Source organism: Streptomyces anthophorae (assembly GCF_049310305.1).
Classification (GTDB): Bacteria; Actinomycetota; Actinomycetes; order Streptomycetales; family Streptomycetaceae; genus Streptomyces.
This window is the reverse complement of record NZ_JBLWQQ010000001.1, coordinates 2,206,078-2,231,234: the sequence shown is the minus strand read 5'-3', so window position 1 is coordinate 2,231,234 and position 25,157 is coordinate 2,206,078. Positions and strand designations below refer to the sequence as shown.

22 protein-coding genes are annotated in these 25,157 nt (G+C 70.7%); 15 read left to right on the top strand and 7 right to left on the bottom strand.

The window, feature by feature from the left end; all coding sequences use genetic code 11:
- Window positions 1-6: 6 nt before the first annotated feature.
- Window positions 7-651, top strand: a complete 645-nt coding sequence (locus ACNYS0_RS10010; protein ID WP_422472446.1) for an amino acid ABC transporter permease — start codon at window positions 7-9, stop codon at window positions 649-651.
- Window positions 648-1,517, top strand: a complete 870-nt coding sequence (locus ACNYS0_RS10005) for an amino acid ABC transporter permease (protein WP_422472444.1) — start codon at window positions 648-650, stop codon at window positions 1,515-1,517. Before ACNYS0_RS10010 ends, ACNYS0_RS10005 begins: the two co-directional genes overlap by 4 nt.
- A gap of 203 nt (window positions 1,518-1,720) precedes the next feature.
- On the opposite strand, the gene ACNYS0_RS10000 is transcribed toward ACNYS0_RS10005, so the two are convergent.
- Window positions 1,721-2,491, bottom strand: a complete 771-nt coding sequence (locus tag ACNYS0_RS10000) for a hypothetical protein (RefSeq protein ID WP_422472442.1) — start codon at window positions 2,489-2,491, stop codon at window positions 1,721-1,723.
- A gap of 103 nt (window positions 2,492-2,594) precedes the next feature.
- Here ACNYS0_RS10000 and ggt point away from each other — a divergent pair, with 103 nt between their 5' ends.
- A complete protein-coding gene (gene ggt, locus ACNYS0_RS09995) occupies window positions 2,595-4,412 on the top strand; it encodes a gamma-glutamyltransferase (RefSeq protein ID WP_422472440.1) in 1,818 nt (605 codons plus the stop codon).
- A gap of 300 nt (window positions 4,413-4,712) precedes the next feature.
- Here ggt and map read toward each other — a convergent pair whose 3' ends face one another.
- Window positions 4,713-5,480, bottom strand: coding sequence for a type I methionyl aminopeptidase (gene map, locus ACNYS0_RS09990; RefSeq protein ID WP_422472438.1), 768 nt, complete (start codon window positions 5,478-5,480; stop codon window positions 4,713-4,715).
- 63 nt (window positions 5,481-5,543) lie between these two features.
- Here map and ACNYS0_RS09985 point away from each other — a divergent pair, with 63 nt between their 5' ends.
- The 6 genes from ACNYS0_RS09985 to hydA all read left to right on the top strand — a co-directional run bounded on the left by ACNYS0_RS09985 (window position 5,544) and on the right by hydA (window position 12,704).
- Window positions 5,544-5,795 carry a helix-turn-helix domain-containing protein gene (locus ACNYS0_RS09985; RefSeq protein ID WP_385766579.1) on the top strand — a complete coding sequence of 84 codons (252 nt, stop codon included), beginning with the start codon at window positions 5,544-5,546 and terminating at the stop codon, window positions 5,793-5,795.
- Window positions 5,796-5,920: 125 nt separating this feature from the next.
- Window positions 5,921-7,219, top strand: a complete 1,299-nt coding sequence (locus tag ACNYS0_RS09980; protein ID WP_422482561.1) for a hypothetical protein — start codon at window positions 5,921-5,923, stop codon at window positions 7,217-7,219.
- Window positions 7,220-7,393: 174 nt separating this feature from the next.
- Window positions 7,394-8,683, top strand: coding sequence for an aspartate aminotransferase family protein (locus tag ACNYS0_RS09975; RefSeq protein ID WP_422472436.1), 1,290 nt, complete (start codon window positions 7,394-7,396; stop codon window positions 8,681-8,683).
- A gap of 91 nt (window positions 8,684-8,774) precedes the next feature.
- Window positions 8,775-10,316 (top strand): PucR family transcriptional regulator, encoded by a 1,542-nt coding sequence (locus ACNYS0_RS09970; protein WP_422472434.1) that lies wholly within the window; start codon window positions 8,775-8,777, stop codon window positions 10,314-10,316.
- Window positions 10,317-10,432: 116 nt separating this feature from the next.
- Complete coding sequence (locus tag ACNYS0_RS09965) at window positions 10,433-11,275, top strand: nitrilase-related carbon-nitrogen hydrolase (protein WP_422414797.1); 843 nt, start codon at window positions 10,433-10,435, stop codon at window positions 11,273-11,275.
- Between the two features lie 22 nt (window positions 11,276-11,297).
- Window positions 11,298-12,704: a dihydropyrimidinase gene (hydA, locus tag ACNYS0_RS09960; protein ID WP_422472432.1), complete on the top strand. Its 1,407-nt coding sequence runs from the start codon at window positions 11,298-11,300 to the stop codon at window positions 12,702-12,704.
- Between the two features lie 12 nt (window positions 12,705-12,716).
- Here the strand turns inward: hydA and ACNYS0_RS09955 are convergent, their stop codons facing one another.
- Both ACNYS0_RS09955 and ACNYS0_RS09950 read right to left on the bottom strand, forming a co-directional pair.
- Window positions 12,717-13,274 (bottom strand): M23 family metallopeptidase, encoded by a 558-nt coding sequence (locus tag ACNYS0_RS09955; protein WP_422472430.1) that lies wholly within the window; start codon window positions 13,272-13,274, stop codon window positions 12,717-12,719.
- Between the two features lie 69 nt (window positions 13,275-13,343).
- Entirely contained in the window at window positions 13,344-14,420 is a 1,077-nt protein-coding gene (locus ACNYS0_RS09950) for a metallophosphoesterase (protein ID WP_422472428.1), read from the bottom strand.
- Between the two features lie 179 nt (window positions 14,421-14,599).
- Between ACNYS0_RS09950 and ACNYS0_RS09945 the strand changes: the two genes are divergently transcribed.
- The gene (locus ACNYS0_RS09945) at window positions 14,600-15,586 is read left to right on the top strand and encodes a PI-PLC domain-containing protein (RefSeq protein ID WP_422472426.1); all 987 of its coding nucleotides are present in this window, start codon (window positions 14,600-14,602) and stop codon (window positions 15,584-15,586) included.
- Between the two features lie 14 nt (window positions 15,587-15,600).
- On the opposite strand, the gene ACNYS0_RS09940 is transcribed toward ACNYS0_RS09945, so the two are convergent.
- Window positions 15,601-16,821 (bottom strand): MFS transporter, encoded by a 1,221-nt coding sequence (locus tag ACNYS0_RS09940; protein ID WP_422472424.1) that lies wholly within the window; start codon window positions 16,819-16,821, stop codon window positions 15,601-15,603.
- Window positions 16,822-17,070: 249 nt separating this feature from the next.
- Between ACNYS0_RS09940 and ACNYS0_RS09935 the strand changes: the two genes are divergently transcribed.
- The 3 genes from ACNYS0_RS09935 (at window position 17,071) to ACNYS0_RS09925 (ending at window position 20,760) form a co-directional block, all read left to right on the top strand.
- Window positions 17,071-17,940 (top strand): oxygenase MpaB family protein, encoded by an 870-nt coding sequence (locus ACNYS0_RS09935; protein ID WP_422472422.1) that lies wholly within the window; start codon window positions 17,071-17,073, stop codon window positions 17,938-17,940.
- 168 nt (window positions 17,941-18,108) lie between these two features.
- Window positions 18,109-19,131, top strand: coding sequence for a TIGR03842 family LLM class F420-dependent oxidoreductase (locus ACNYS0_RS09930; protein ID WP_422472420.1), 1,023 nt, complete (start codon window positions 18,109-18,111; stop codon window positions 19,129-19,131).
- Between the two features lie 114 nt (window positions 19,132-19,245).
- Entirely contained in the window at window positions 19,246-20,760 is a 1,515-nt protein-coding gene (locus ACNYS0_RS09925; protein ID WP_422472418.1) for an NCS1 family nucleobase:cation symporter-1, read from the top strand.
- Here the strand turns inward: ACNYS0_RS09925 and ACNYS0_RS09920 are convergent.
- Window positions 20,754-21,722 (bottom strand): arabinan endo-1,5-alpha-L-arabinosidase, encoded by a 969-nt coding sequence (locus ACNYS0_RS09920; protein ID WP_422472416.1) that lies wholly within the window; start codon window positions 21,720-21,722, stop codon window positions 20,754-20,756. The genes ACNYS0_RS09925 and ACNYS0_RS09920 overlap by 7 nt on opposite strands.
- A 386-nt stretch (window positions 21,723-22,108) precedes the next feature.
- Between ACNYS0_RS09920 and ACNYS0_RS09915 the strand changes: the two genes are divergently transcribed.
- Both ACNYS0_RS09915 and ACNYS0_RS09910 read left to right on the top strand, forming a co-directional pair.
- Window positions 22,109-23,599 (top strand): NCS1 family nucleobase:cation symporter-1, encoded by a 1,491-nt coding sequence (locus ACNYS0_RS09915; RefSeq protein WP_422472414.1) that lies wholly within the window; start codon window positions 22,109-22,111, stop codon window positions 23,597-23,599.
- A 53-nt stretch (window positions 23,600-23,652) separates the two neighbouring features.
- A complete protein-coding gene (locus tag ACNYS0_RS09910) occupies window positions 23,653-24,378 on the top strand; it encodes an aspartate/glutamate racemase family protein (protein ID WP_422472412.1) in 726 nt (241 codons plus the stop codon).
- Between the two features lies 1 nt (window position 24,379).
- Here ACNYS0_RS09910 and ACNYS0_RS09905 read toward each other — a convergent pair whose 3' ends face one another.
- The gene (locus ACNYS0_RS09905; RefSeq protein WP_422472410.1) at window positions 24,380-25,045 is read right to left on the bottom strand and encodes a hypothetical protein; all 666 of its coding nucleotides are present in this window, start codon (window positions 25,043-25,045) and stop codon (window positions 24,380-24,382) included.
- Window positions 25,046-25,157 lie beyond the last annotated feature (112 nt).

Genomic DNA, 25,157 nt, shown 5'->3' with positions numbered 1-25,157 from the left:
CGTCCCATGAATGTCCTGACCGACAACATCGAGCTGTACTGGAAAGGCTTCCTCGGCACCGTCGAGCTCACCGTCTTCGCGTCGGTCCTGGCGCTGGTGCTCGGCTTCCTCATGGCCTCGTTCCGCGTCGCGCCCGTCGGCTCCTTCCGGGCCTTCGGCACCGCGTGGGTCACCGTGCTGCGCAACACCCCGCTGACGCTGCTGTTCTTCGCGGTGCTGCTCGGCCTGCCGCGGTTCGGCCTGGTCCTGCCCTTCACCGTCTTCGCGATCCTCGCGCTCGGCTGCTATACCTCCGCGTTCATCTGCGAGGCGGTCCGCTCCGGCATCAACACGGTGCCCAAGGGGCAGGGCGAGGCGGCCCGCAGCCTCGGCATGACCTTCGGCCAGACCCTGACGCACGTGATCCTGCCGCAGGCCTTCCGCTCCGTGATCCCGCCGATCGGCTCCACGCTCATCGCGCTCGCCAAGAACTCCGCGATCGCGGGCGCCTTCAGCGTCGTCGAGCTGCTCGGCACCTACAAGACGCTCAGCGAGCTCGGCTACAACATCATCTGGACCTTCGTCTGGATCGCGATCGGATACCTGATCATCACGCTCGCCATCAGCGCCCTGTTCAACTTCCTCGAGAAGCGCTGGGGGTTCGCCCGATGAAGGCCCTGCGGCACGACGCCACCGCCCTCTACGACATCCCGGGCCCGAAGACCGAACGCCGGCACAAGCTGTACGGGCTGCTCTCGACGCTCATCGTGCTCGCCCTGGTCGCCTGGATCCTCTATCTGCTGTTCGACACCGACCAGTTCACGTACACGAAGTGGATGCCCTTCCAGTACACGGGCATCCAGGAGCTGCTCCTGCGCGGGCTCGGCAACACGCTCAAGGCCTTCGCCATGGCGGCCGTCCTGTCGCTCGTGCTCGGCACGCTGCTGGCCGTGGGGCGGCTCTCGGACCACAAGCCGGTGCGCTGGCTCGCGACGCTGTTCGTCGAGTTCTTCCGCGCCATGCCGGTCCTGGTAATGATCTTCTTCATCTACGTGGCACTGAAGATGGAGCCGCTGGCCGCGCTCGTCGCGGGCCTGACGCTCTACAACGGCTCCGTGCTCGCCGAGGTGTTCAGATCGGGCATCAACGCGGTGGAGCGCGGACAGCGCGAGGCGGCGTACGCGCTGGGCATGCGCAAGACGCAGGTCATGACGCATGTGCTCGTCCCTCAGGCGGTGCGGGCCATGCTGCCCGCCATCATCAGCCAGTTGGTGGTGGCCCTGAAGGACACGTCGCTCGGGTATCTCATCACCTACGAGGAGTTCCTCCACGCCGGAAAACTGATCGCTTCCAACCTCGACTACGATTTGCCCTTCATCCCTGTGGTGATGGTGATCTCGCCGATCTACATCGGGATGTGCATGGTGCTGTCCTGGTTCGCCCAATGGGTGGCCAAGCGCCAGCGGCGCAACCCCAAGACGGAGGCGGCCGATGTCGCCCCGGCCGAGCCAGGGACGCTGCTGCCAGGTACGCAGTAGCCGAAACGAAAGCATCGGCCCGTCCCCGCCCAGCGGCAGCCGGAGATCACTGCTTCACGAAGTTCGTGTGTTCGTGGGGGAGAAGGTCAGCTGCAGCGTGCCGGTCGGGACGTGCCTGCTTGCCGAGGATGAGCGGGCCCTTGTCGCATTCGTACGCGACGAGGGTGCCGCTCTCCTTGGTTTTGGGCGCCCTTCGACAGCGTCTACTTGGCGCGGTGCGCGGCGCGGCCGTTGCCGTTCGCCGGCGCGGCGGGCAGCGGGGCCTCCGCCGCCTTCGTGACATCGGCCACTACCTCGACGACGTCGGGCCCGTACGCCCCGGAGTTCACGACCTTCAGCAACAGGACGAAGGAGTTGTTGCCGTGCTTGCGGGCGAGCCGCTCGTGGTGGCGGGCGAGATAGCGCGTGGCGGCCTGGTTGGTGATCGGCAACTGCCCGCAGAACAGAAAGACCGGTCTCGCCTCGGGGGTGGCGGGACCGGCGGTCAGGCGGGCCAGGAGGACGTACTCGGTTCTGCTCGGCTCCAGACGGTAGCGCTCGGAGCCGATCTGGAAGGCGCCGCGGTCCGGGCCCGGCTCGGGGTCGGTGTTCACGCGGATGCCGGGCAGCAGGCTGACCATGTGCGCGGCCATGCGTCTGTTGGAGGCGGGGCCGCCCACGCAGAACTCCGTACGCTCCCCGAAGCCCTGCTGGGCGGTGTCGTGGGCGACGACCTGCGCGTGCGCGTTGCAGTCCTTGATGAGCGCGGAGAGTTCGAGGAGGGCGAAGACGTCGTGGCGCTTCACCGTCAGCTCGGGGCCGCCCGCGTCGCGGTTCACGACGAGCAGCGACTCGGAGTTGTCGGGCAGCCCGAAGAAGGCCTGCTTGCGGCGGAGCTTGCGCCGCCACAGGTAGGTGCGGGCGAGCCAGCCCAGCGAGGCGCTGATGCCCGCCGCGATCAGGCCGAGGACGATGTTGCGCACGTCTTCAGTCATGGGGGCGCACTCTAGCGGGATGTTCGACCGGGGTTCGAGGGGGTCCTGACGGGGCGGGCCCGTCAAGTTACGCTGCGCTGACGCCTGTTGACCGGAGGTACTGATGAGACGTTCAGTTGTACGGAATCTGTCGGTCTTCGCCGCACTTGGCAGCATGGTGGCGGTGGGCGCCGCCGCTCCGCCTTCGTCCGATACGCCCGCGTCCGCTCCGCGCACGCCCGTGAAGGAACCGGTCGCGGTCGGCTCCGGCGGCGCCGTGGCGAGCGTCGACAAGGACGCCTCCGCGGCCGGTATCGAGGTGCTCAGGAACGGGGGCAACGCGGTGGACGCCGCCGTCGCCACCGCGGCCGCCCTCGGCGTCACCGAGCCGTACTCCTCCGGGGTCGGTGGCGGCGGCTACTTCGTCTACTACGACGCCAAGTCCCGCAAGGTGCACACCATCGACGGCCGCGAGACGGCGCCGCTGACGGCAGGGTCCGACCTCTTCCTGGAGAACGGCAAGCCGCTCGCCTTCAACGACGCGGTCACCAGCGGGCTGAGCGTGGGGACGCCGGGGACGCCCGCCACCTGGCAGTCGGCGCTCGACGCGTGGGGGAGCAGGGGGCTCGGCTCCGTGCTGAAACCCGCCACGAAGCTGGCGAGCGACGGGTTCACCGTCGACGACACGTTCCGCTCGCAGACCGCGTCGAACGAGGCGCGGTTCCGCAACTTCCCCGACACGGCGAAGCTGTTCCTGCCGGGCGGGAAGCTCCCGGAGGTCGGCTCGACGTTCAAGAACCCCGACCTGGCGCGCACCTACCGGCAGCTGGGCCGGGACGGGGTCGGGGCGCTGTACCGCGGCGACATCGGCAAGGACGTCGTGAGGACGGCCAACAAGCCGCCGGTCGACCCGGCGTCCGGGTACAACGCGCGCCCGGGGAAGCTGTCGGCGAAGGACCTCGCGGCCTACGGCACCAAGCTCCAGGCGCCGACCCGGACCTCGTACCGCGGCCTCGGCGTCTACTCCATGGCGCCGTCCTCGTCCGGCGGCACGAGTGTCGGCGAGGCGCTCAACATCCTGGAGAACACCGACCTGTCGAAGGCGTCCGACGTCCAGTACCTGCACCGCTTCATCGAGGCGAGCCGGGTGGCCTTCGCCGACCGGGGGCGCTGGGTGGGTGACCCGGCGTTCGAGGACGTGCCGACGAAGGGGCTCCTCTCGCAGCGGTTCGCGGACTCGCGCGAGTGCCTCATCAAGGACGACGCGGTGCTCAAGAGCCCGCTCGCGCCGGGGGACCCGCGAAACCCCGGGAAGTGTGGCGAGGCCGAGGACAAGGCGGCACCCACCACGTACGAGGGTGAGAACACCACGCACCTCACCGCGGCCGACAAGTGGGGCAACGTCGTCTCCTACACCCTCACCATCGAGTCGACCGGCGGCAGCGGCATCACGGTGCCGGGGCGCGGGTTCCTGCTCAACAACGAGCTGACGGACTTCTCGTTCGCGCCGGCGAATCCGGAGGTGCACGACCCGAACCTGCCCGGTCCCGGGAAGCGGCCGCGGTCCTCGATCTCGCCGACGATCGTGCTGGACAAGTCGGGCAGGCCCGTGGTCGCAGTGGGTTCGCCGGGTGGCGCCACCATCATCACCACGGTGTTGCAGACGCTGACGGGGTTCCTCGACCGGGATCTGCCGCTGGTCGACGCGATCGCGGCGCCGCGGGCGAGTCAGCGCAATGCGGCGCAGACGGAGTTGGAACCGGGCCTTTACGACAGCGCGCTCCGCGCGAAGCTCGAGGCCATCGGCCACTCGTTCAAGGAGAATCCGGAGATCGGGGCGGCGACGGGTGTGCAACGCCTGCCGGGCGGGAAGTGGCTCGCGGCGGCGGAGAAGGTGCGCAGGGGTGGGGGCTCGGCGATGGTCGTTTCGCCGGACAAGTAGCTCGGGGTGGTCCGGGGGCACGGCCTCGGGGCTCCGCCCCGGCCCCCGCGCCTCAATCGCCGGCGGGGCTGTAAAAGACCGGGGCTCCGCCCCGCACCCCGCTGCTCAATCGCCGCAGGGGCTTGAAATACCAAGCCCTGCGGGGGTCGAAATGCCAAGTCCCGCGGGACGTGATCTGCCAATCGCCGCGGGACGTGATCTGCCAATCGCCGGCGGGGCTTGATTTATCAAGCCCCGCCGGCGATTGAGGCGCGGGGTCCGGGGCGGAGCCCCGAGGGCGTAACGCCGGTGCCGCGGGGACTACCGGGCCGTCAGGATTCGTGGGCCGGCCTCCGTGATCGCCACGGAGTGCTCCGCGTGGGCGGCGCGGGAGGCGTCGTTCGTGCGGAGGGTCCAGCCGTCGGGGGCCTCGTGGTAGCCGTCGCCACCGCCGCCGATGACCATCGGCTCGATGGCCAGCGCCATGCCGTGGCGCAGCTTCATGCCCCGGCCCGCCCGCCCCTCGTTCGGCACCGGCGGGTCCTCGTGCATCCGGCGCCCGATCCCGTGCCCACCGAACCCTTCGGGGATCCCGTACCCCGCCTCCCGGCACACCGTCCCGATGGCGTGCGCGATGTCCCCGATCCGGTTGCCGACGACCGCCGCCGCGATCCCGGCCGCGAGCGCCCGCTCGGCCGTCTCGACCAGCCGTACGTCCTCGGCGCGAGCCTTGCCGACCACGAAGCTGATCGCCGAGTCGCCCGCCCAGCCGTCCAGCTCCGCCCCGCAGTCGATCGACACCAGGTCCCCGTCCCGCAGCCGGTACCCGGTCGGGATGCCGTGCACGATCGCGTCGTTCACGGAGGCGCAGATCACCGCGGGGAAGGGCGTCGGCGCGAAACTCGGCCGATAGCCGAGGAACGGCGACGTGGCCCCCGCCTCGCGCAGCACCGCGCGCGCCACCTCGTCAAGGTCCAGCAGGCTCACGCCCACGGCCGCGTGCTCCCGCACCGCGGTGAGCGCGTCGCCCACGACCCGCCCCGCCTCCCGCATCGCGTCGATCGATGTGTCCGTCTTCAGTTCCACCATGCCAATTACTATACCGGTATTTAAATCCGGTACAAAAATTGGGGTCTCGGGTAGCATGGGGTCATGGTCCGAACCCCCTTGACCCCCGAAGAGCGCGAGCGCGGCGAGCGACTCGGCCGGCTGCTGCGCGAGGCGCGGGTCGGGCGCAGCATGACGGAGGTGGCCGCGGGTGCGGGCGTCTCCGTCGAGACGCTGCGCAAGATCGAGACGGGCCGGGCGCCCACCCCCGCCTTCTTCACGGTCGCCGCGCTCGCCCGGGAGCTGGGGCTTTCCATGGACGAGCTGGTGACGCACTGCGCGCTGGTGCCCGCCTGACGGACGCCGGTGTCCACCCCGAAAAGCGCGCGTAGCACCCCCGTAACACGCGAGGTGTTTGCTTCCGGAGCGTAAGGCTCCAAGAAGGCGGCAGGGCGCGACGATCGGCGGGGCGCGTGGCGGAAGTGGGACAACTCCCGGACCGGGTGAAGGACTTCGCGGCATATCTGCAAGGCCTCAACGCCCGGCTCGACCAGCGCGCCGGTTGGTGCGGCGTCTTCTGGCAGCGGGATCCCGAAGGCATGCGAGCCTGTCTCGACGGCAGCGAGGTGCCCCCGTGGGACGTGGTGGAGGCGCTGCTGAAGGACCTCGCCGCGGCGCTCGGCACCGAGCACGCCGAGCGGGAGGCGGCCCGCGCCCACGCCCTGTACCGCGCGTCCGCGCGCGCCCACGACACCGGACCCGGCGGGCGTGCACTGCTCGCCGACCGGATCGACGTGATGGCCCGCGAGCGGCGGTACGCGGCGCGGCGCCTCGAGGAGCTCGGCGCCCGCCTCGACTCCGTCGTCGACCAGGAGGAGGCCGACGCCGTCCGCCTCGACCTGGCATGGGCGCACGACGACCACGAGCGGGCGACCGCGCGGCTCGCCGAACTCGGCGCCAGGCTGGCCGAGTTGGGCCCCGACCCCGCGCTCTCCGGCGTGGGAGTGTCCGCGTCGCCCGCCGCTCCCGCGCCCTCGCCCTCGCCCGCCAAGGGGCGCAAACGCCGCCCCCGGGGCAGCGCCCGCTTCGCGGGCATGTCGACGGACGAGATGGAGGGGGCGGAGGGGACGGAGGCGGCAGGTGCCGCGGCCGCGTCGGCGCCTTCGCCCGCAACCCCCACCGGCGCCCGTTTCGCCGGTGCCGCGCCCGAGCGCGAGGAGGTGGCGGCCCCCGCCCCGCCCCCGGTCGACGCCACCGCGCACGCCGACGTCGCGGCCACGGTCGACCTCCTCGCCCGCCATCGCGCCGAGGGCCGCAGCGGCGAGGCGCACATGGTCCTCGTGGGCGCGGCCACCGGGCCCGCCGCCCATCTCCCGCTGTTCGCACGGGAGTTGGCGCGCTCCGGGCTCGGCGCCGACTGGGCCACCCTGCTGTGGGAGGTCGCGTCGCTGCCGCTGGACCGGCTGGTCGCCGCCGCTGACGCTCTGGTCGCGGCCGGCCGCACCGGTGACGGGCAGCAGCTGCTGCGCCAGGGCACGGGCAAGCCGCCCGCGGAGTTCGGCGCCTCGGTGCACCGGCTCGACGAGGAGGGCCGGCACCGCGAGGTCCGCACCCTCCTGGACGCGTACGTTCGCGTCCGCACCCCCGAGGAGGCCGCCCACAGCGTGCGCGACGTCCCCGATCGGCTCGTCCCGCTGCTCCTTGACGCGGCCCGCCGGGTCTCCGACGGGCGGTACCGGGACGTGGTGCACGCCCTGCGCGTCGCGGGCCTCGTGCACTGAACCGTCACCCGCACGAGTGTCGGGGCCGCCCCGATCCAGCGGGTTGCCGACGATGCCCTTGGCAAGGCCTCCCGTGAGGCTTACGTTCGACCCTCTGGTGCCGTTCTACGTGCGTAGAGGGTGCCAGGCGGGGATGTACCCGCGTAGAGACGTACGGAAGAAGGAGTGCTGCCGATGACCACCCCCTCCCGAGCCTCTCTGCACGACCGCCACCGCGAGGTCATGCCGGACTGGCTGGCCCTGTACTACGACGATCCGATCGAGCTCACGCACGGCGAGGGCCGGCACGTCTGGGACGCCGAGGGCAATAAGTACCTGGACTTCTTCGGCGGCATCCTCACGACGATGACGGCGCACGCGCTGCCCGAGGTCACCAAGGCGGTGAGCGAACAGGCCTCCCGCATCGTCCACTCGTCGACGCTCTACCTGAACCGGCCGATGGTCGAACTCGCCGAGCGCGTCGCCCAGTTGTCGGGCATCCCGGACGCCCGCGTCTTCTTCACCACGTCCGGCACCGAGGCCAACGACACGGCGCTGCTGCTCGCCACCGCGTACCGCCGCTCGAACCAGATCCTGGCGATGCGCAACAGCTACCACGGGCGTTCGTTCTCCGCGGTCGGCATCACCGGCAACAAGGGCTGGTCGCCGACGAGCCTGTCACCGCTCCAGACGCTGTACGTGCACGGGGGCGTGCGCGGCCGCGGCCCCTACGCCCAGCTGTCCGACGCCGAGTTCATCGAGGCCTGCGTCGCGGATCTGCGGGACATGCTCGGCCAGACCCGGGGGAACGTGGCGGCGCTCATCGCCGAACCCATCCAGGGCGTCGGCGGCTTCACCTCCCCGCCCGACGGCCTGTACGCCGCCTTCCGCGAGGTCCTGCGCGAGCACGGCATCCTGTGGATCTCGGACGAGGTGCAGACCGGCTGGGGCCGCACGGGCGAGCACTTCTGGGGCTGGCAGGCGCACGCGCAGTCCGGGCCGCCGGACGTCCTGACCTTCGCCAAGGGCATCGGCAACGGCATGTCGATCGGCGGTGTCGTCGCCCGCGCCGACGTCATGAACTGCCTCGACGCCAACTCCATTTCGACGTTCGGCGGCTCCCCGATCACCATGGCGGCGGGCCTCGCCAACCTCTCGTACCTGCTGGAGCACGACCTCCAGGGCAACGCCCGGCGGGTCGGCGGACTCCTCGTCGAGCGGCTGCGCGCCATCGCGGCGAGCGCGCCCGGGGTACGGGAGGTGCGGGGGCGCGGCCTGATGCTCGGCATCGAGCTGGAGAGCCCGGGCCCCGGGCCCGATGCCGCGCAGGTCATCGAGTCCTGCCGCGAACAGGGGCTGTTGATCGGCAAGGGCGGAGGCCACGATTCGAGCGTTCTGCGGATCGCTCCGCCGATGACCTTGACGGTGGCGGAGGCGGAGGAGGGGGCGGCGATTTTGGAGCGGGCGTTGCACGGTTCGGCCTGATCCAGCCCCGCCGGCGATTGAGGCGCGGGGTCCGGGGCGGAGCCCCGAGGCCGTTCGCCGGGTAGCCGTTCCGCAAGAGGGAGCCCCAGTCATGACCACGCACACCCTCTCCGTCCGTCAAATACTCGACCTGGACCGCATCGCCGCAGGACAACCGGAGGTGGTCGCCGGGGCCGAGCACCTCGACCGCCCCGTCCGCTGGGTGCACGTCGCCGAGGCCGCGGACGTGGGGGTGATGCTCAGCGGCGGCGAGATGATCCTCACCACGGGGGTCCTGCTCGCGGCCGACGAGCGGCTTCAGGCCGAGTACATCGACTCCCTGCACCGCGCGGAGGCCGCCGCCCTCGTGCTTGGCCTCGGCCGCGCGTTCCCGTCCTCCCCGGAGGGCATGCGGCGCGCCGCCGAACGGCACGGCCTGCCCATGGTGGTGCTGCACCGCCCCTTCCCCTTCGCCGAGTTGACGGAGGAGGTGCAGTCCCGGCTCGTACGGAGGAAGTTCGCCGCCGTCAGCCTCTCGGAGGGCATCCGTACGGCGCTGACCTCGCTCATCACGTCCGGCGCCCCGCTGCAAGGGCTGCTCGACGAGATCGCCGCGCACAGTGGCTGCCCGGTCGTCCTCGCCAACCTCGCGCACCGCGTCCTCGCCACGGCCGGTGAACACCCCGCCGTGGACGACGTGTTGCGCGACTGGGGCCGCATCGCGCGGCAGCCCGGCGGGATCGACGGGGAGGGCTGGATCCGCGCGGAGCTCGGCGGACGCGGCGAACGCTGGGGCTCCGTCGTGCTGTGCGGGTACCGCGGCGACGGCGCCTCCGGGCGGCTGCTCGCGGACCGTGCGGCGGAGGCCCTCGTCCTGCACCATCTGCTGGCGGGGTCCGGGCCGAGCTGGGAGGAGCAGTCGGCCCGCTGTCTGCTCGCCGATCTGCTCTCGGGCGGCGCTCCGGCCCGGCTACTGCCCCGCGCACGCGCGGCCGGCCTGCCGGTGAACCGCCGCACCTTCCTGCCCCTCGTCGTGCGCGACACGACAGCGGCCCAACTCGACCGGTTGCTGCGTCTGTTGGGGCTCACCGGTCTCGTGGCGGAACTCGCCGAGCGTTCCACGGCCGTCTTGCTCAGCCTCGCCCGCGACCAGGCGCCCGAGGCCCTCGCCGCGCACTTCGCCGACCGGCTGCGGGCGGAGACCGGCGACGCGCGGGCCCTCGTCGCCGCGGGCCCCGCGGGCACCGCCTGGGACGACGTGCCGGAGGCGCTGCGCGAGGCACTGCACGTCGCCGACGCCGCCACCGGCGCGCCGCTCGGACTCCCGCCGGTGGTCCGCATGGGTGACGTACGACTGCGCGGGCTCGTACGGCAGTTGCGGGACGATCCCCGCGTACAGGCCTTCTCCGAAAGGGAGTTGGACGCCATCCTGGCCTCCGAGGACGCCGCCGAGCTCCTCCCGGTCCTGCGCGCCTACCTCACCACCGGCCGCAACAAGTCCCGCACCGCCCAGCTCACCCATATGAGCCGCCCGGCCCTCTACCGCCGCCTGGAGTCCATCGAGAAGCTGCTCGGCGTCGACCTCGACGACTTCGAGCAAGCCGCGTCCGTCCATCTGGCCCTGCTCGCGCACGACGCGCAGTCGGGGCCGTGACACGGTGCAACGCCCGCGGCCCCGCGCGTGACACGCTGCGACTCGGCCGGCGGGCCCCCGCCCCCTACCGTCTGAGCCAGCACCGCCCGAGCCATCGAAGAACCTTGGAGGTCCCGATGAGCCCCGTGATCCGCGCCGCGATCTTCCAGACCGCATGGACCGGCGACAAGGAGTCCATGATCAAGGTGCACGAGCAGGCGGTCCGCGACGCCGCCGCCCAGGGCGCCCAAGTCCTCTGCTTCCAGGAGCTGTTCTACGGCCCCTACTTCTGCCAGGTGCAGGACGCGAAGTTCTACGAGTACGCGGAGTCCGTCCCGGAAGGACCGGTCGTCCAGCGCTTCCAGGCCCTCGCCCGCGAGCACGGCATCGTCCTCGTCCTCCCCGTCTACGAGGAGGAGCAGCCGGGCGTCCTCTACAACACGGCCGCCGTGATCGACGCCGACGGCAGCTATCTCGGCAAGTACCGCAAGACCCACATTCCGCAGGTCAAGGGCTTCTGGGAGAAGTTCTACTTCCGCCCGGGCAACAGCGGCTGGCCGGTCTTCGACACCGCCGTCGGCAAGATCGGCGTCTACATCTGCTACGACCGGCACTTCCCGGAGGGCTGGCGCGCGCTCGGCCTGGAAGGCGCCCAGATCGTCTTCAACCCGTCGGCGACGAGCCGCGGCCTGTCCCGCTACCTGTGGCAGCTGGAGCAGCCGGCGGCGGCCGTCGCCAACGAGTACTTCGTCGGCGCCATCAACCGGGTCGGCGTCGAGGAGTACGGCGACAACGACTTCTACGGGACCTCGTACTTCGCCGACCCCGAGGGCCGGTTCGTGGGCGAGGTCGCCGACGACAAGGCGCCCGAGCTCGTCGTCCGCGATCTCGACATGGCGAAGCTGCGCGAGGTCCGCGACCGCTGGCAGTTCTACCGCGACCGCAACCCGCAGGCGTACGAGCCCCTGACCCGACCCTGACCAGCTGTCCTTGGAGGAGCACATGAGCGCCGTCCGTACGGTCATCCGCGGCGGACTCGTCGTCACCGCCGCCGACGAGATGCACGCTGACGTCCTCATCGAGGACGGCCGTGTCGTGGCCCTCGCGGCCACGGGAAGCGACACCGCCGCGTCCTGGACGGACGCGCGCACCATCGACGCGTCGCAGAAGTACGTCATCCCCGGCGGCGTCGACGGGCACACCCACATGGAGATGCCCTTCGGCGGCACCTACGCCGCCGACACCTTCGAGACCGGCACACGGGCCGCGGCCTGGGGCGGCACCACGACCATCGTGGACTTCGCCATCCAGACGGTCGGCCACTCCCTGCGCGAGGGCCTCGACGCCTGGTACGCCAAGGCGGACGGGCAGTGCGCCATCGACTACGGCTTCCACATGATCGTCTCCGATGTCCACGACGAGACGCTCAAGGAGATGGATCTCCTGGTGGGGGAGGGGGTGACGTCCTTCAAGCAGTTCATGGCGTACCCGGGCGTCTTCTACTCCGACGACGGGCAGATCCTGCGGGCGATGCAGCGGGCCGGTGAGAACGGCGGCCTGATCATGATGCACGCGGAGAACGGCATCGCGATCGACGTCCTGGTCGAGCAGGCGCTCGCCCGCGGCGAGACCGACCCCCGCTACCACGGCGAGGTCCGCAAGTCCCTCCTGGAGTCGGAGGCGACGCACCGCGCGATCAAGCTGGCGCAGGTGGCGGGGGCGCCGCTGTACGTGGTGCACGTGTCGGCGCAGGAGGCGTTGGGGGAGATCGCGCGGGCCCGCGACGAGGGACTGCCGGTCTTCGGTGAGACCTGTCCGCAGTACCTGTTCCTGTCGACGGACAACCTGGCGGAGCCGGACTTCGAGGGCGCGAAGTACGTGTGCAGCACACCGCTCCGCCCGAAGGAGCACCAGGCGGCCCTGTGGCGTGGCCTGCGCACGAACGACCTCCAGGTCGTCTCCACCGACCACTGCCCGTTCTGCTTCAGCGGGCAGAAGGAGCTGGGCCGCGGCGACTTCTCGAAGATCCCGAACGGGATGCCGGGCGTCGAGAACCGTATGGACCTGCTCCACCAGGCCGTGGTGGACGGACACATCACCCGCCGCCGCTGGATCGAGATCGCCTGCGCCTCCCCGGCCCGGATGTTCGGCCTGTACCCGAAGAAGGGCACGATCGCGCCGGGCGCGGACGCGGACATCGTGATCTACGACCCGGCCGTCGAGCAGACGATCTCGGCGGAGACGCATCACATGAACGTCGACTACTCGGCGTACGAGGGCAAGCGCCTCACAGGTCGGGTGGAGACGGTGCTGTCGCGGGGCGAACCGGTGGTCAGCGAGCGGGTGTTCACGGGGCGTGCGGGGCACGGTGTGTACATGCCGCGGGGGACCTGCCAGTACCTGGCCTGACAGGGGGCGGCGTCACGTGAGGCGGACGCCGTGCCGTGCCAGATAGGCGACCGGGTTCACGTCCGAGCCGTACCCGCGGCGTGCACGGATCTCGAGGTGGAGGTGTGGGCCGGTGGCGCGTCCTGTGCTGCCGCTGTCCGCGATGCGCATGCCAGGGGTGACCCGGGCCCCCGGGCGGGTTCGGATGTGGCTGAGGTGTCCATAGACGGCGTAGTGACCGTCCGACATCCGGATGGTCACCGCCTTGCCGTAGTCGCCCGACCGCTTGGCCAGCACCACGGTGCCCGCGCGGACGGCGAAGACCGGCGTCCCCTCGGGAACCGCGAGGTCGATCCCCGTGTGGTGCCCCGCCTGCCAGTTGCCGCGCACTCCGTAGCGGGCGGAGACGCGGTAGCGCCGATGGAGGGGCATGGCGGCCGGCCGGGGCGGCCCCATGGGAACAGGGGAGTGGGCGGCGGCGTCGGGCGCCAGACACGTGGTGAGCGCACCGCCGATCAGGGCCGTGGACAGGCCGAGGACGCGACGCCGTGTGGAGTCCGCGGCCGGTGTGCTGTGCTCGTGAGAAGCCATGACCGACAGATCACCCTCGTTGGGGACCACCCGCATCTCCGCGGGAACCATACAGGTGAGCGGGTGCCGCTAACGGGCGATGCGCTCCGTTCGTGTGTGGCGGTACGCGTGCCGGTAGTCGGAGGTCTCCGGGTCCACGGTGTACGCGTCGGTGACCACGCGGTCGGCGTCGATCGAGAGCATCATGAAGCCGAGGGTGTCGTAGGCCGCCCAGAACTCCGTGTTGTCGGCCTGGTTGCCCTTCCCGCCGGTCTTCGCGGCCGCGCCGCAGACGATCTGCTGGGTGCCGTGGTGGTCGGCGCCGGTGTCCAGGATCTGGAGCGTGTGGTCGTGGCCGGAGAGGATGAACTCGGCCTTGCCGCAGACCACTTCCTCGTACAGCTCCTTGACGTGCTTCCCGCTCATGTAGTCGCCGCAGGTGACACCCTCGTACGCGCCCGCGTTGCCGTGCGCGCCGTTGTTGCGCAGCGGGTGGTGGGCGAAGACGAACTTCCAGCGGGCGCGGGAGGCGGCGAGTGCGTCGGCCAGCCAGGCGCGCTGCTTGTGGGCGAAGGGGCCGTCCCAGTGGTACTCGGGGTCGGTCTGAAGGACATACGAGGAGAGTGGCGTCGTGTCGATGGCGAAGAACTCGGCGACGGGGGCCTGTTGGGGGACGGCCACGCGGTAGTGGCGGTCGGGCATGTTCCAGCGGGCCGAGTGCCGGTGGTAGGCGATCTCGTGGTCGCCGCGGGACGGGCGGCCACCGCTGCCGGGGATGACGCCGCTGGTGTCGTGGTTGCCGAGCACCATCAGCCAGGGGACGTCGATGCCCTTGTTGGGCTCCTCGAACTTGGTGGTGAACTCGTCGTCCAGGTCGTCCTCGGGGCCGTTCTCGTAGATGTTGTCGCCGAGCCCGATCGCGAGGTCGACACCGCGCTGCGCGCACAGCTTGCGCGCGGCGGCCGCGACGGCGAACTGGTCGCGCGTGCCGGTGCCGGCGTCGCCCGTGATCAGCACGTTCAGCTCGGCCTTGTCCGGCATCGGGAGCTTGGCCACGCCGTTCTCGGCCGCCAGCGCCTGCCGGCCGAACGCGCCAAGGGCGACGGCGGTGCCGACGCCGCCGACCCCCGCGAGCATCGCGCGCCTGCTGATTGCCTGCGACTGCATCCTGTGTCTCCGTCTCCGGGGTCCGGACGGGCTGGGGAGGTGCAGTGAATCCCGGCGGCACCGCGAGAACCAGGTTACTCGCCGGTTACTTACGTCACACTCGCTGGTTACCGGATGGTAAGTCCGCATAAGCTCCTGCGAGTTTTGCCTGCTGTCCGACAGAGAGGACCCCCGTCCGGATGAGCGCCGTACGCAGACGCCGCAGGACACTGCTTCCGCTGGCCCTGGCCTTCGTCACCGCCGCCCTGGGAACCGCGGGCTCCGCGGCCGCCGCCCAGGGTGCCGCCCCCGCCGAGGAGTCCGGTCATCAGCGCCCCACCTGGGCCATCGCCCACCGGGTCCTCACCACTCAGGGGGTGACCGCGGCTCTCCGGGACGGCGCCAACGCGCTGGAGATCGACGCCACGGCCTGGAAGGAAGGCTGGTGGGCGGATCACGACGGCACGCTCACCAGCTACGGCGACACGATGGCCGCCATGTTCGACCAGGTCGCGAAGGAGCACCGGACGGGGCGTCAAGTGTCGTTCGTCTGGCTGGACATGAAGAACCCCGACTGGTGCGGGAGCAGCGACCCTGACAGGAAGCAGTGCTCCGCGGCCGCCCTGCGGGACCTGGCCCGCGCCAAGCTGGAGAGCCAGGGCATCCGGGTGCTCTACGGCTTCTACGGGACCGAGGGCGGCAGCGGCTGGAAGGACGTGACGGGCGGCCTGAACAGCAAGGAAGGCGTCGCCTACAGCGGCACCTACGCGGACGTCCGGGACGGCTACGCCGAGCACGGGGCGGCCATCGCGCGGAACCGGCGGGTGATGGACGACGGCCTGTTCGACATGGCGCTCAAGTTCGGCGGCATCCGCGAGGAGTTGCAGGCCGGCGGCCGGGCCCGGGACCGCGGAGAGCTCGCCGGCACGGTCGGCTGGACCGTGGGCACCGGCGACCGGGAGCGCACCGAAACCCTGCTCTCCGACTCGGCCGACGGCGCCGCCGTGGACTCCCTGATCTACGGCAACCGGATGTCCTGCTACCCCGACGGCGTCAGCGGCCCGAAGGGCTGCGGAACGAACGACAGCGGCGCGCGGGAGGCCCTCTCGTACATCCAGGACTACGTCAAGGCCCACCCGGACACCCGCCGGATGGCCACCAGCCAGGACGTCCCCTTCGGCAGCTGAGAGGGCAACCGCCGTCAGGGCTTCGTCAGTGTCACCTGGTCGGGCCGCGCCGAAGGGCCGGCTTCGGACGAGGCGATCACGTCGGAGCGGCGGGCGCCGCGGTCCATGAAGCCGCCCGCGAAGGCCAGGGCGAGGCCTGCGACGGCGAGCGCCGCGCCCACCAGGTTGGGGGAGGTCCAGCCCCAGCCCGCGGAGATGGCCAGGCCGCCGAGCCAGGCGCCGCCCGCGTTGGCGAGGTTGAAGGCGGAGTGGTTGGAGGCGGCCGCCATGGTCGGCGCCGCCTCCGCCTTGGCCATCAGGAGCATCTGCACGGGCGTCGTGATGAGGGAGCCGAGGGCGCCGACGAGGGTGATGACGATGAGCGCCGGCACCGTGCTGTGGACCGCGAAGTAGAACGCCACGAGCGCCGCGGCGAGCAGCGCGAGGCCCCCGTACAGGGTGGGCCGCAGGGCGCGGTCGGTCAGCGGGCCCGCGATCAGCGTGCCCAGCGTCATGCCGACGCCGTACAGCGCGAGCACCAGGGTGGTCGAGGAGTCGGAGATGCCCGTGACGTTCGTCAGCATCGGCACCAGGTAGCTGTAGACGGCGAAGAAGCCGCCGAACCCGACCACGGCCGTGGCGAGGCCGATGACCACCTGCCGGTTGCCCATCGCGCGCAGCTCGTGCCGGATCCCGGTCTGCCCGCTCCGCGGCTGGTGCGGCACGAAGAGGGCGAGCGCCGCGAGGGCGACACCGCCGATGACGGCGACCGCCCAGTAGGCGGAGCGCCAGCCCAGGTGCTGGCCGAGAGCCGTGCTCGCCGGGACGCCGACGATGTTCGCGACGGTGAGGCCGAGGAACATCTTCGAGACGGCGCGCGCGGCCCGGTCGGGCGTGACGAGCCGGGACGCGACGACGGCGCCCACACCGAACAGCGCGCCGTGCGGCAGTCCCGCGAGGAAGCGCGCGGCGAAGAGCAGGCCGAAGTTCGGGGCGAGCGCGGACGCGACGTTGCCGACCACGAAGAGGCCGGACAGGAGCAGCAGCAGCCGCTTGTGCGGGATGCGCGCGCCGATGCCCGTCAGGACGGGGGCGCCGACGACGACACCGAGCGCGTACGCGGAGACGAGATTGCCGGCGTGCGGCACCGACACGTCGATGCCGTCGGCGATCTGGGGCAGCAGCCCCATCGTGGCGAACTCGGTGGTGCCGATGCCGAACGCGACAACAGCCAGGGCCAGCAGGGCCAGCGGCATGGTGCAGGAAGCCTTTCGAAGAACGGGGAGGCCGGTCCCAGGGACAGGGATCGGCCGACAACCCGTGCAGCAGCGGGACGGACCCGCGCATTCCGCGTTCGCCCCGTGCGCCCCCGTGACCTCCGTCACCCCGCGCCCCGCCTCCGGGCGCCGTCGGTCTTGATCCTCGAGGGTGGGCGTACGAAGGTGGGGCGGTGGGCACGTCGGGGACACGGCCCCGTCGTGCGCCGAGGCCCGGGGAGGACCAGCATGCGGCGCGACCACTGGACCCGACAGATCCGGCGGCTCGATCCCGAGAAGGACTTCCAGGAGATCTACCGGATCAGCGCCACCTACGAGTTCCCCTGGGACACCATGCAGGCCCTCGGGTTCGCCCTCTACCGCACGTACGCCGTGCCGAGCATCGGCCAACTCCTCGGCCGCACCGGCGAGTTCACCCGGCGCACCCAGAAGCGGTACGACGACACCGCGCTCATCCTCGACGCCGTCGGCGAGCACGGCATGGACACGGAGGAGGGGCGCGAGGCGATCCGCCGGATGAACCAGATGCACCGCGCCTACGACATCCCGAACGACGACTTCCGCTACGTCCTGTCGACCTTCGTCGTCGTCCCCAAGCGCTGGATGGACGACTACGCGTGGCGCCCGTACTCGCCGCACGAGATCCGGGCGACCACGAACTACTACCGGGCGCTCGGCCGGCGCATGAACATCCAGGACATCCCCGAGACGTACGAGGACTTCGAGCGCCTCATGGACGACTACGAGCGGCGCCACTTCGGGTACGACGCGGGCGGCCACGCCGTGTCGGAGGCGACCCTCGACCTGATGGCCTCCTGGTACCCGGGGCCGCTCGGCGCCGCGGCGCGCCGGGCGTCGCTGTGCCTGATGGACGCGCCGCTGCGGGCCGCGTTCGGCTACCCGGACCCGAACGCGGCCGTCGAACGAGTGGTGCGCGGCGGCCTCCGGCTGCGCGGCCGGTTCGTCCGCCTCCTCCCGGCCAGGCGCACCCCGCTCCTCGGCCGGCAGAGCCCCAACATCCGCAGCTACCCGGAGGGTTACCGCATCGGCGAGCTCGGCACCTTCCCCGGGAGGGAGAGCGAGCGGACCGCCGGCTGACGGTTCCTGTACGTCGACCCGCCCCTTACCCGCACGGGCGACGGATGCTGGACGCGCGTAGAGCTCATCCGGCGGGCCTCTTGCCAAGCCTCCCCGGGAAGTCCACGATTGTGCCCTTCAATGGCGGCTCGGCACCCGGCACTCGGCACACGACACGAGGGGCTCCCCATGGATTTCGGACTCGTCCTCCAGACCGACCCGCCCGCCTCCGCGGTCGTGGACCTCATGAAACGCGCGGAGGCCTCCGGCTTCACGTATGGCTGGACGTTCGACTCGGCCGTGCTGTGGCAGGAACCGTTCGTCATCTACAGCCGGATCCTCGCGGAGACCGAGCGGCTGACGGTCGGTCCGATGGTCACCAATCCCGGCACCCGCACCTGGGAAGTCACCGCCTCGACCTTCGCGACGCTCAACGACATGTACGGCAACCGCACGGTGTGCGGCATCGGGCGCGGCGACTCCGCGATGCGGGTGGCCGGGCGCAAGCCGAACACGCTGGCCCGGATCAGCGACGCGATGAAGGTGATCCGCGCGCTGGCCCGCGGCGAGGAGGCCGACCTGGGCGGCGGCTCCGTCGTCCGCTTCCCCTGGGTGCGCGAGGGCGCCGAACTCCCCGTCTGGATGGCGGCGTACGGGCCCAAGGCGCTCAAGATGGCCGGCGAGGAGGCCGACGGGTTCATCCTCCAGCTCGCCGACCCGTTCCTCACCGAGTGGATGATCAAGGCGGTGCGGGACGCGGCGCGGGCGGCGGGCCGCGATCCCTCCGCGGTCAAGATCTGCGTCGCCGCGCCCGCCTACGTCACGGCCGACGACTCGCCCGAGGCGCTGGCCCACGCGCGCGAGCAGTGCCGCTGGTTCGGCGGCATGGTCGGCAACCACGTCGCCGACCTCGTGGCCAAGTACGGCGCGCACTCCGGCATGGTCCCGGACGCCCTGACGGACTACATCAAGGCGCGCGAGGGCTACGACTACGCGCACCACGGCCGCTCCGGGAACCCGGACACGGCGTTCGTGCCCGACGAGATCGTGGACCGCTTCTGCCTGCTCGGCCCGCCCGCCGCGCACCTCGAAAGGCTGGGCGCGCTGCGGGAGTTGGGCGTCGACCAGTTCGCCGTGTACGCGATGCACGACGCGAAGGAGGCGGTGATCGAGGCGTACGGCAGGGACGTGATCCCCGCGCTGCACGCCTGACGCGACCGCACTCGATCGACCACGGAGCAACACCCGTACCAGGCAAGGCAGTTGACGACACAGCACCCCGCACGGCCGCTGTCCCCGTCTCCCTGAAGCAGAACGGACTGCCCCATGACCGACACCGCCCCGAGAGCCCCCCGGCACGAGGTGGAGCTCGCCGCCGACGCCTATCCGGCGGGCAGCCGCTACGCCAATGAGGACCTGCGCCCCGTTCCGCTCGCCGACCGCCGCTGGACCACGTACAACTTCGTGGCCCTGTGGATCGGGATGGCGCACTGCATCCCGTCGTGGACGCTCGCGTCCGGGCTCGTCGCCCTGGGCATGGACTGGAAGCAGGCGGTCCTCACCATCGCCCTGGCGAACGTCATCGTCCTGCTCCCGATGCTGCTCACCGGGCACGCGGGGCCCAAGTACGGCATCCCCTTCCCGGTCCTCGCGCGGGCCGGCTTCGGCGTCCGCGGCGCCAATCTGCCCGCGATGGTGCGGGCCGCGGTCGCCTGCTGCTGGTTCGGCATCCAGACGTGGATCGGCGGCCAGGGCATCTTCGTGCTCCTCGGGAAGATCTTCGGAGGGTGGACGGGGGCGGCCGAGGTCGGCGGCTACCCGTGGACGCTCTGGCTCTGCTTCTTCGTCTTCTGGGTGCTCGAACTCGCCATCATCTACCGGGGGATGGAGACGCTGCGCCGCTTCGAGAACTGGGCGGCGCCGTTCGTGCTCGTCGGCGCGGTGGTGCTGCTGATCTGGATCGCGAACAAGGCGGGCGGCTTCGGTCCGCTGCTGCACGAGCCGTCGAAGGTCGGCTGGGGTCCGGACTTCTGGAAGGTCTTCTTCCCCGGCCTGATGGGCATGATCGGCTTCTGGTCCACGCTGTCGCTGAACATCCCGGACTTCACCCGCTTCGGCAAGGGACAGCGCGCGCAGGTCTGGGGGCAGACCCTCGGACTGCCGACGACCATGACGCTCTTCGCGCTGATGTCGGTCCTGGTGACGGCCGGTTCGGAGAAGGTGTACGGGGTACCGATCTGGGACCCGGTGGCGCTGGCGGGGAAGACGGACAACGTGTTCGGTCTGCTCTTCGCGCTGATCACGGTGTTCGTGGCGACGATCTCCGTCAATGTCGCGGCGAACGTGGTCTCGCCCGCGTACGACCTGGCGAACCTGGCCCCGAAGCTGATCAGTTTCCGCACGGGCGCGATCATCACGGGTGTGGTGGGCGTCCTCGTCATGCCGTGGAAGCTCACCTCGACGCCCGAGCTGTACATCTTCACGTGGCTCGGCGTCGTCGGCGGGCTGCTCGGCACGGTCGCGGGCATCCTGATCGCCGACTACTGGATCGTACGGCGCACGGTGCTGCACCTCGCCGACCTGTATGTACGCGAGGGGCGTTACTGGTACCGCGGCGGCTGGAACTGGCGCGCCGTTCTCGCCTTCGCGGTCGGCGGCGTCCTGGCCGTGGGCGGCTCGTACTCGACGCTGAACGCGAAGGGCGAGAAGGCGGGCCCGTTCCCCGTGGACGGCCTGATCCCCGTCCTCAAACCGCTGGCCGACTACGGCTGGGCGGTGGGGCTCGCGGCGTCACTCGTCCTCTACACGGTGCTCATGCTGGGGGAGCGGAGGTCTCAGTAGGCGACGGGCCACCCCGAGCTCCAGTCGAGCAGGTTGACGCCGAGCTTCGGGGTGCCGTTGTCCTGGCCGTCGTAGTAGTGGTAGACGATCAGGTCCCCGTCCACGTCGTTCATGATCGACTGGCCGCCGGGTCCGATGTAGCGGCCGTGCGACTCCAGGACGGGGGTGCCGCCGTTGTTCGTCATGGCGACGCCGTTCTTGTCGTAGTACGGCCCGGTGACACGGGTGGCGCGGCCGACCTTGACCTTGTACGTGGAGCCGGTGCCGGCGCAGCAGGTGTCGTACGAGGCGAACAGGTAGTAGTAGCCGCCGTGTTCGACGACGTACGGCGCCTCGACGGCCTTGGTGCCGGTGGGGCGCGCGGCCAGTGAGTAGCGCTTGGTGTTCGTGGCGAGCTGCTTGCCGGTCGACGGGTTGATCTGGATCATCTTGATGCCGGACCACCAACTCCCGAACGAGAGCCACCACGTGCCGTCGCCGTCGACGAACAGGTTCGGGTCGATCGCGTTGTAGTCGCTGGACGTGGTGGAGGTGTAGACGGTGCCGTGGTCCGTCCACGAGCCCGGCTCGCCGGTCGTCGAAGTGGCCAGGCCGATCGCGGAGTTGTTGGAGCCGAAGGTCGAAACGGCGTAGTACATCAGGTGCTTGCCGCCGTGGTACGAGATGTCGGGCGCCCAGGCCTCGGTCGCGTACGAGGACCACCACGAGGGCTTGGTGGTGAAGGCGTCGCGGCCCGCGGTGAAGGCGGTGCGGTCGGTCGACGAGCGTTCGGCGAGGCCGCCGCCCCTCGCGTAGAGCAGGTACTTGCCCGACGAGGTGCGGATCATCGTGGGGTCGTGGACGACGGTGGCGCCGGTGACGGTGCCCGGGTTCGGGTAGGCCGAGGCCGTCGAGGGGATCAGGGCCAGCAGGGCGGCGGCGGGGAGGGCGAGTAACGCGGTTCTTCGTGAAGCGCGCGGCATGGGGGGCTCCTTCGCGTCGAATGGGGCAAGCGCGTCCGATATCTCGGACGGTGGTCGTGTGTCCGGACGGGAACGTAGGGTCGAAGGCCTTGCGCGTCAATGAATCGCGCACCCTTCCCCCGATTTGCTTTTTGTGACCCGTCTCCCATTGACGGATCCACCTCCCATCAGGTTTGGTATACCAAACTGGAGATGCGGGCGCTGTGCGCACTGTGTGCGCTCGGCCCCCAAATGTCCGAATCGGGCGGCCGGTTGGCCCGTGAGGAATCGGTGTTTTCTTCGCGTACACCTCTTGATTACCGCAAAACCGGCCCGTAGCGTCTTCCCGCCAAGAGGAAACCAGATTCCTCATCGCGGAAATTGTGGACTTCCCCCAGGAGCGCGTCATGACTGCCGTGCACGAACAGACCCCCACCGCCGGTGTCGACGGGCCCGCCCGCACCAGTCCGGGTCTCTACAGTCCCGATCTGGCCCCCACCAAGAAGGAGGGGCGCCGCTGGGGCGCGTACAACGTCTTCACGCTGTGGGGCAACGACGTGCACAGCCTCGGCAACTACGCCTTCGCCGTGGGCCTGTTCGCGCTCGGGCTCAGCGTCTGGCAGATCCTGATCGCCTTCGCCGTCGCCTCGTTGCTGCTCTTCGGGCTGCTCACGCTCTCCGGCTACATGGGGCAGAAGACGGGCGTGCCGTTCCCCGTGATGAGCCGGATCGCCTTCGGCATCCGCGGGGCGCAGATCCCCGCCGCGGTGCGCGGGGCCGTCGCCATCGCCTGGTTCGGCATCCAGACCTATCTCGCCGCCGTCGTGCTCGGCGCCGTGATCAAGAAGCTGGCGCCCGGCGCCGCCTCGCTCGACCACAACTCGATCCTGGGCCTTTCCACCCTCGGCTGGATCACCTTCCTGATCCTCTGGGTCGTCCAGGTCGTGATCGTCAGCTACGGCATGGAGCTGATCCGCAAGTACATGGCGTTCGCCGCGCCGACCATCCTCATCACGATGTGCGCGCTCGCCGCCTGGATCTTCATCAAGGCGGACATGTCCATCGCGGTCTCCACCGGCTCCGCGCCCACCGGGTTCGACGCCTGGCGGCAGATCTTCGAGTCCGCCGCGCTGTGGGTGGTCATCTACGGCACGTTCGTCCTGAACTTCTGCGACTTCACCCGCTCCGCGAAGAGCCGGCGCGCCATCGTGGCGGGCAACCTGGTCGGCATCCCGCTCAACATGCTCTTCTTCGCCGGCATCGTCGTCGTGCTCTCCGGCGGGCAGTTCGCGATCAACGGGAAGGTCATCGCGGGCCCCGAGGACATCGTCGCGACCATCCCGAGCACCCCGCTGATGGTCCTCGCCTCGCTCGCCTTCATCGTCCTGACCATCGCGGTCAATCTGCTCGCGAACTTCGTCGCGCCCGTCTACACGCTGGTCAACCTGTTCCCGCGCAAGCTCGACTTCCGCAAGGCCGGCGTCGTCAGCGCCGTCATCGGCCTCGTCATCCTGCCGTGGAACCTCTACAACAGCCCGACCGTCGTGAACTACTTCCTCGGCGGGCTCGGCGCCCTGCTCGGCCCGGCCTTCGGTGTCGTCATGGCCGACTACTGGCTCGTCCGCAAGACCCGGGTCAACGTCCCGGACCTCTACACCGACGCCGCCGACGGCGACTACCACTACCGCTCCGGGTTCCACCTGCGGGCCGTCGCCGCGTTCGCCCCGTCCGCCGCCGTCGCGGTCGTGATCGCCCTCGTGCCCGCGTTCACGTCGCTCTCCGGCTTCTCCTGGTTCATCGGCGCCGGCCTCGCCGCGCTGCTCTACGTTGTCCTCGCGGACCGCAGCCGTATCGCGAACGACAAGGACGGCGAGGAGATCGCGGTCCCGGCCGCCTGACCCCCGCTCCCGCACCACCACGAAGCACAACAAGAAGAAAGCTGTAGCCCGCCATGCGCATTCTCGTCTGCAACGTCAACACCACCGAGGGCATGACCGAGAGCATCGGCGCGCAGGCCAGGGCCGTGGCCTCGCCGGGCACCGAGATCGTGCCCCTCACCCCGGCGTTCGGCCCCGACTCCTGCGAGGGCAACTACGAGAGCTACCTGGCCGCGATCGCCGTCATGGAGACGGTCCGCGCCTACCCGGAGCCCTTCGACGCCGTCGTGCAGGCGGGCTACGGCGAGCACGGCCGCGAGGGGCTCCAGGAACTCCTCGACGTACCGGTCGTCGACATCACCGAGGCCGCGGCGAGCACCGCGATGTACCTCGGCCACAAGTACTCGGTGGTCACCACGCTCGACCGGGCCGTGCCGCTCATCGAGGACCGCCTCAAGCTGGCCGGGCTCACCGACCGGCTGGCCTCGGTGCGCGCCAGCGGCCTCGCCGTGCTGGACCTGGAGCGCGATCCGGACGCCGCCGTCAAGGCCATCGTCGAGCAGTCCGCGCGGGCCGTCGAGGAGGACCGGGCCGAGGTGATCTGCCTGGGCTGCGGCGGCATGGCGGGCCTCGTCGACGAGGTCAAGGCGCGCACGGGCGTGCCCGTCGTCGACGGCGTCGCCGCGGCCGTGACCGTGGCGGAGTCGCTGGTCCGGATGGGCCTGAGCACGTCGAAGGTGCGCACGTACGCACCGCCGCGCCCCAAGACGTTCAAGAACTGGCCGCCGCGCCAGGGCTGAGTCAGGAGCCCTTGCCGGTGCCGAGCGAGGCCGCCGCGTCCCCGGCGGCCTTGCGGGCGCCTCTGATCACGGTGTCGTTCGACGGGGCGCCCTTCGACTCGAAGTCGCTGCCGTTGTAGGTGACCGTCAACAGCATGTTCCCCGTGCGGACCGTCACGACGGACTCGCGGGTGTCCTGCTTGTCCTTCGTCGTGAGCGAGCTCGTCACGCGCGCCTCGTCCCCGAGGCCCTTGAGCGGACTGGCCCGCTTCTCGCCGTCCCCGGCCGCGAACGCCTTCTTCGCCAGGTCGTCGGAGTCCTTCACCTCGAAGGAGACGTCGAGCCAGCGGTAGTCGTACCCCTTCAGGGCGCTCCACGAGCAGCCGCGGCGGACCGACTCGTCGGTGGCCGACAGCTCCTTGCCCGCCGTCTTGGCGTCGGGCACGAGGGACGTGATCGTCGAGGCGGGCAGCGCCTCACAGGGGGCAGGGGGCTTGGGATAGGTCTTCGAGGCCACGGTCTCGCCGGGTTCGTCGGGAGCCGAGGAGGACTGCGGAGCCGATTCGGAGCGGTCCTTGCTCGCGGACTGCTCCGCCATGGGGCCCGAGTAGGCCCAGCCCGCGCAGGCGAGCACGGCGACGGGCAGCAGGCGTGCGGCCAGGGTGACCGGGAGCGGGAGAGAACGCACCGCGTACGTCCCTTACGTCAGGGTGGGCGGGGGACGCCAGTCTCACATGAGTTGCTGTGTGCGGAAACCGCCACTTCCGTCACTGTGACATCACGCTGGGGCGTCGCCGCGG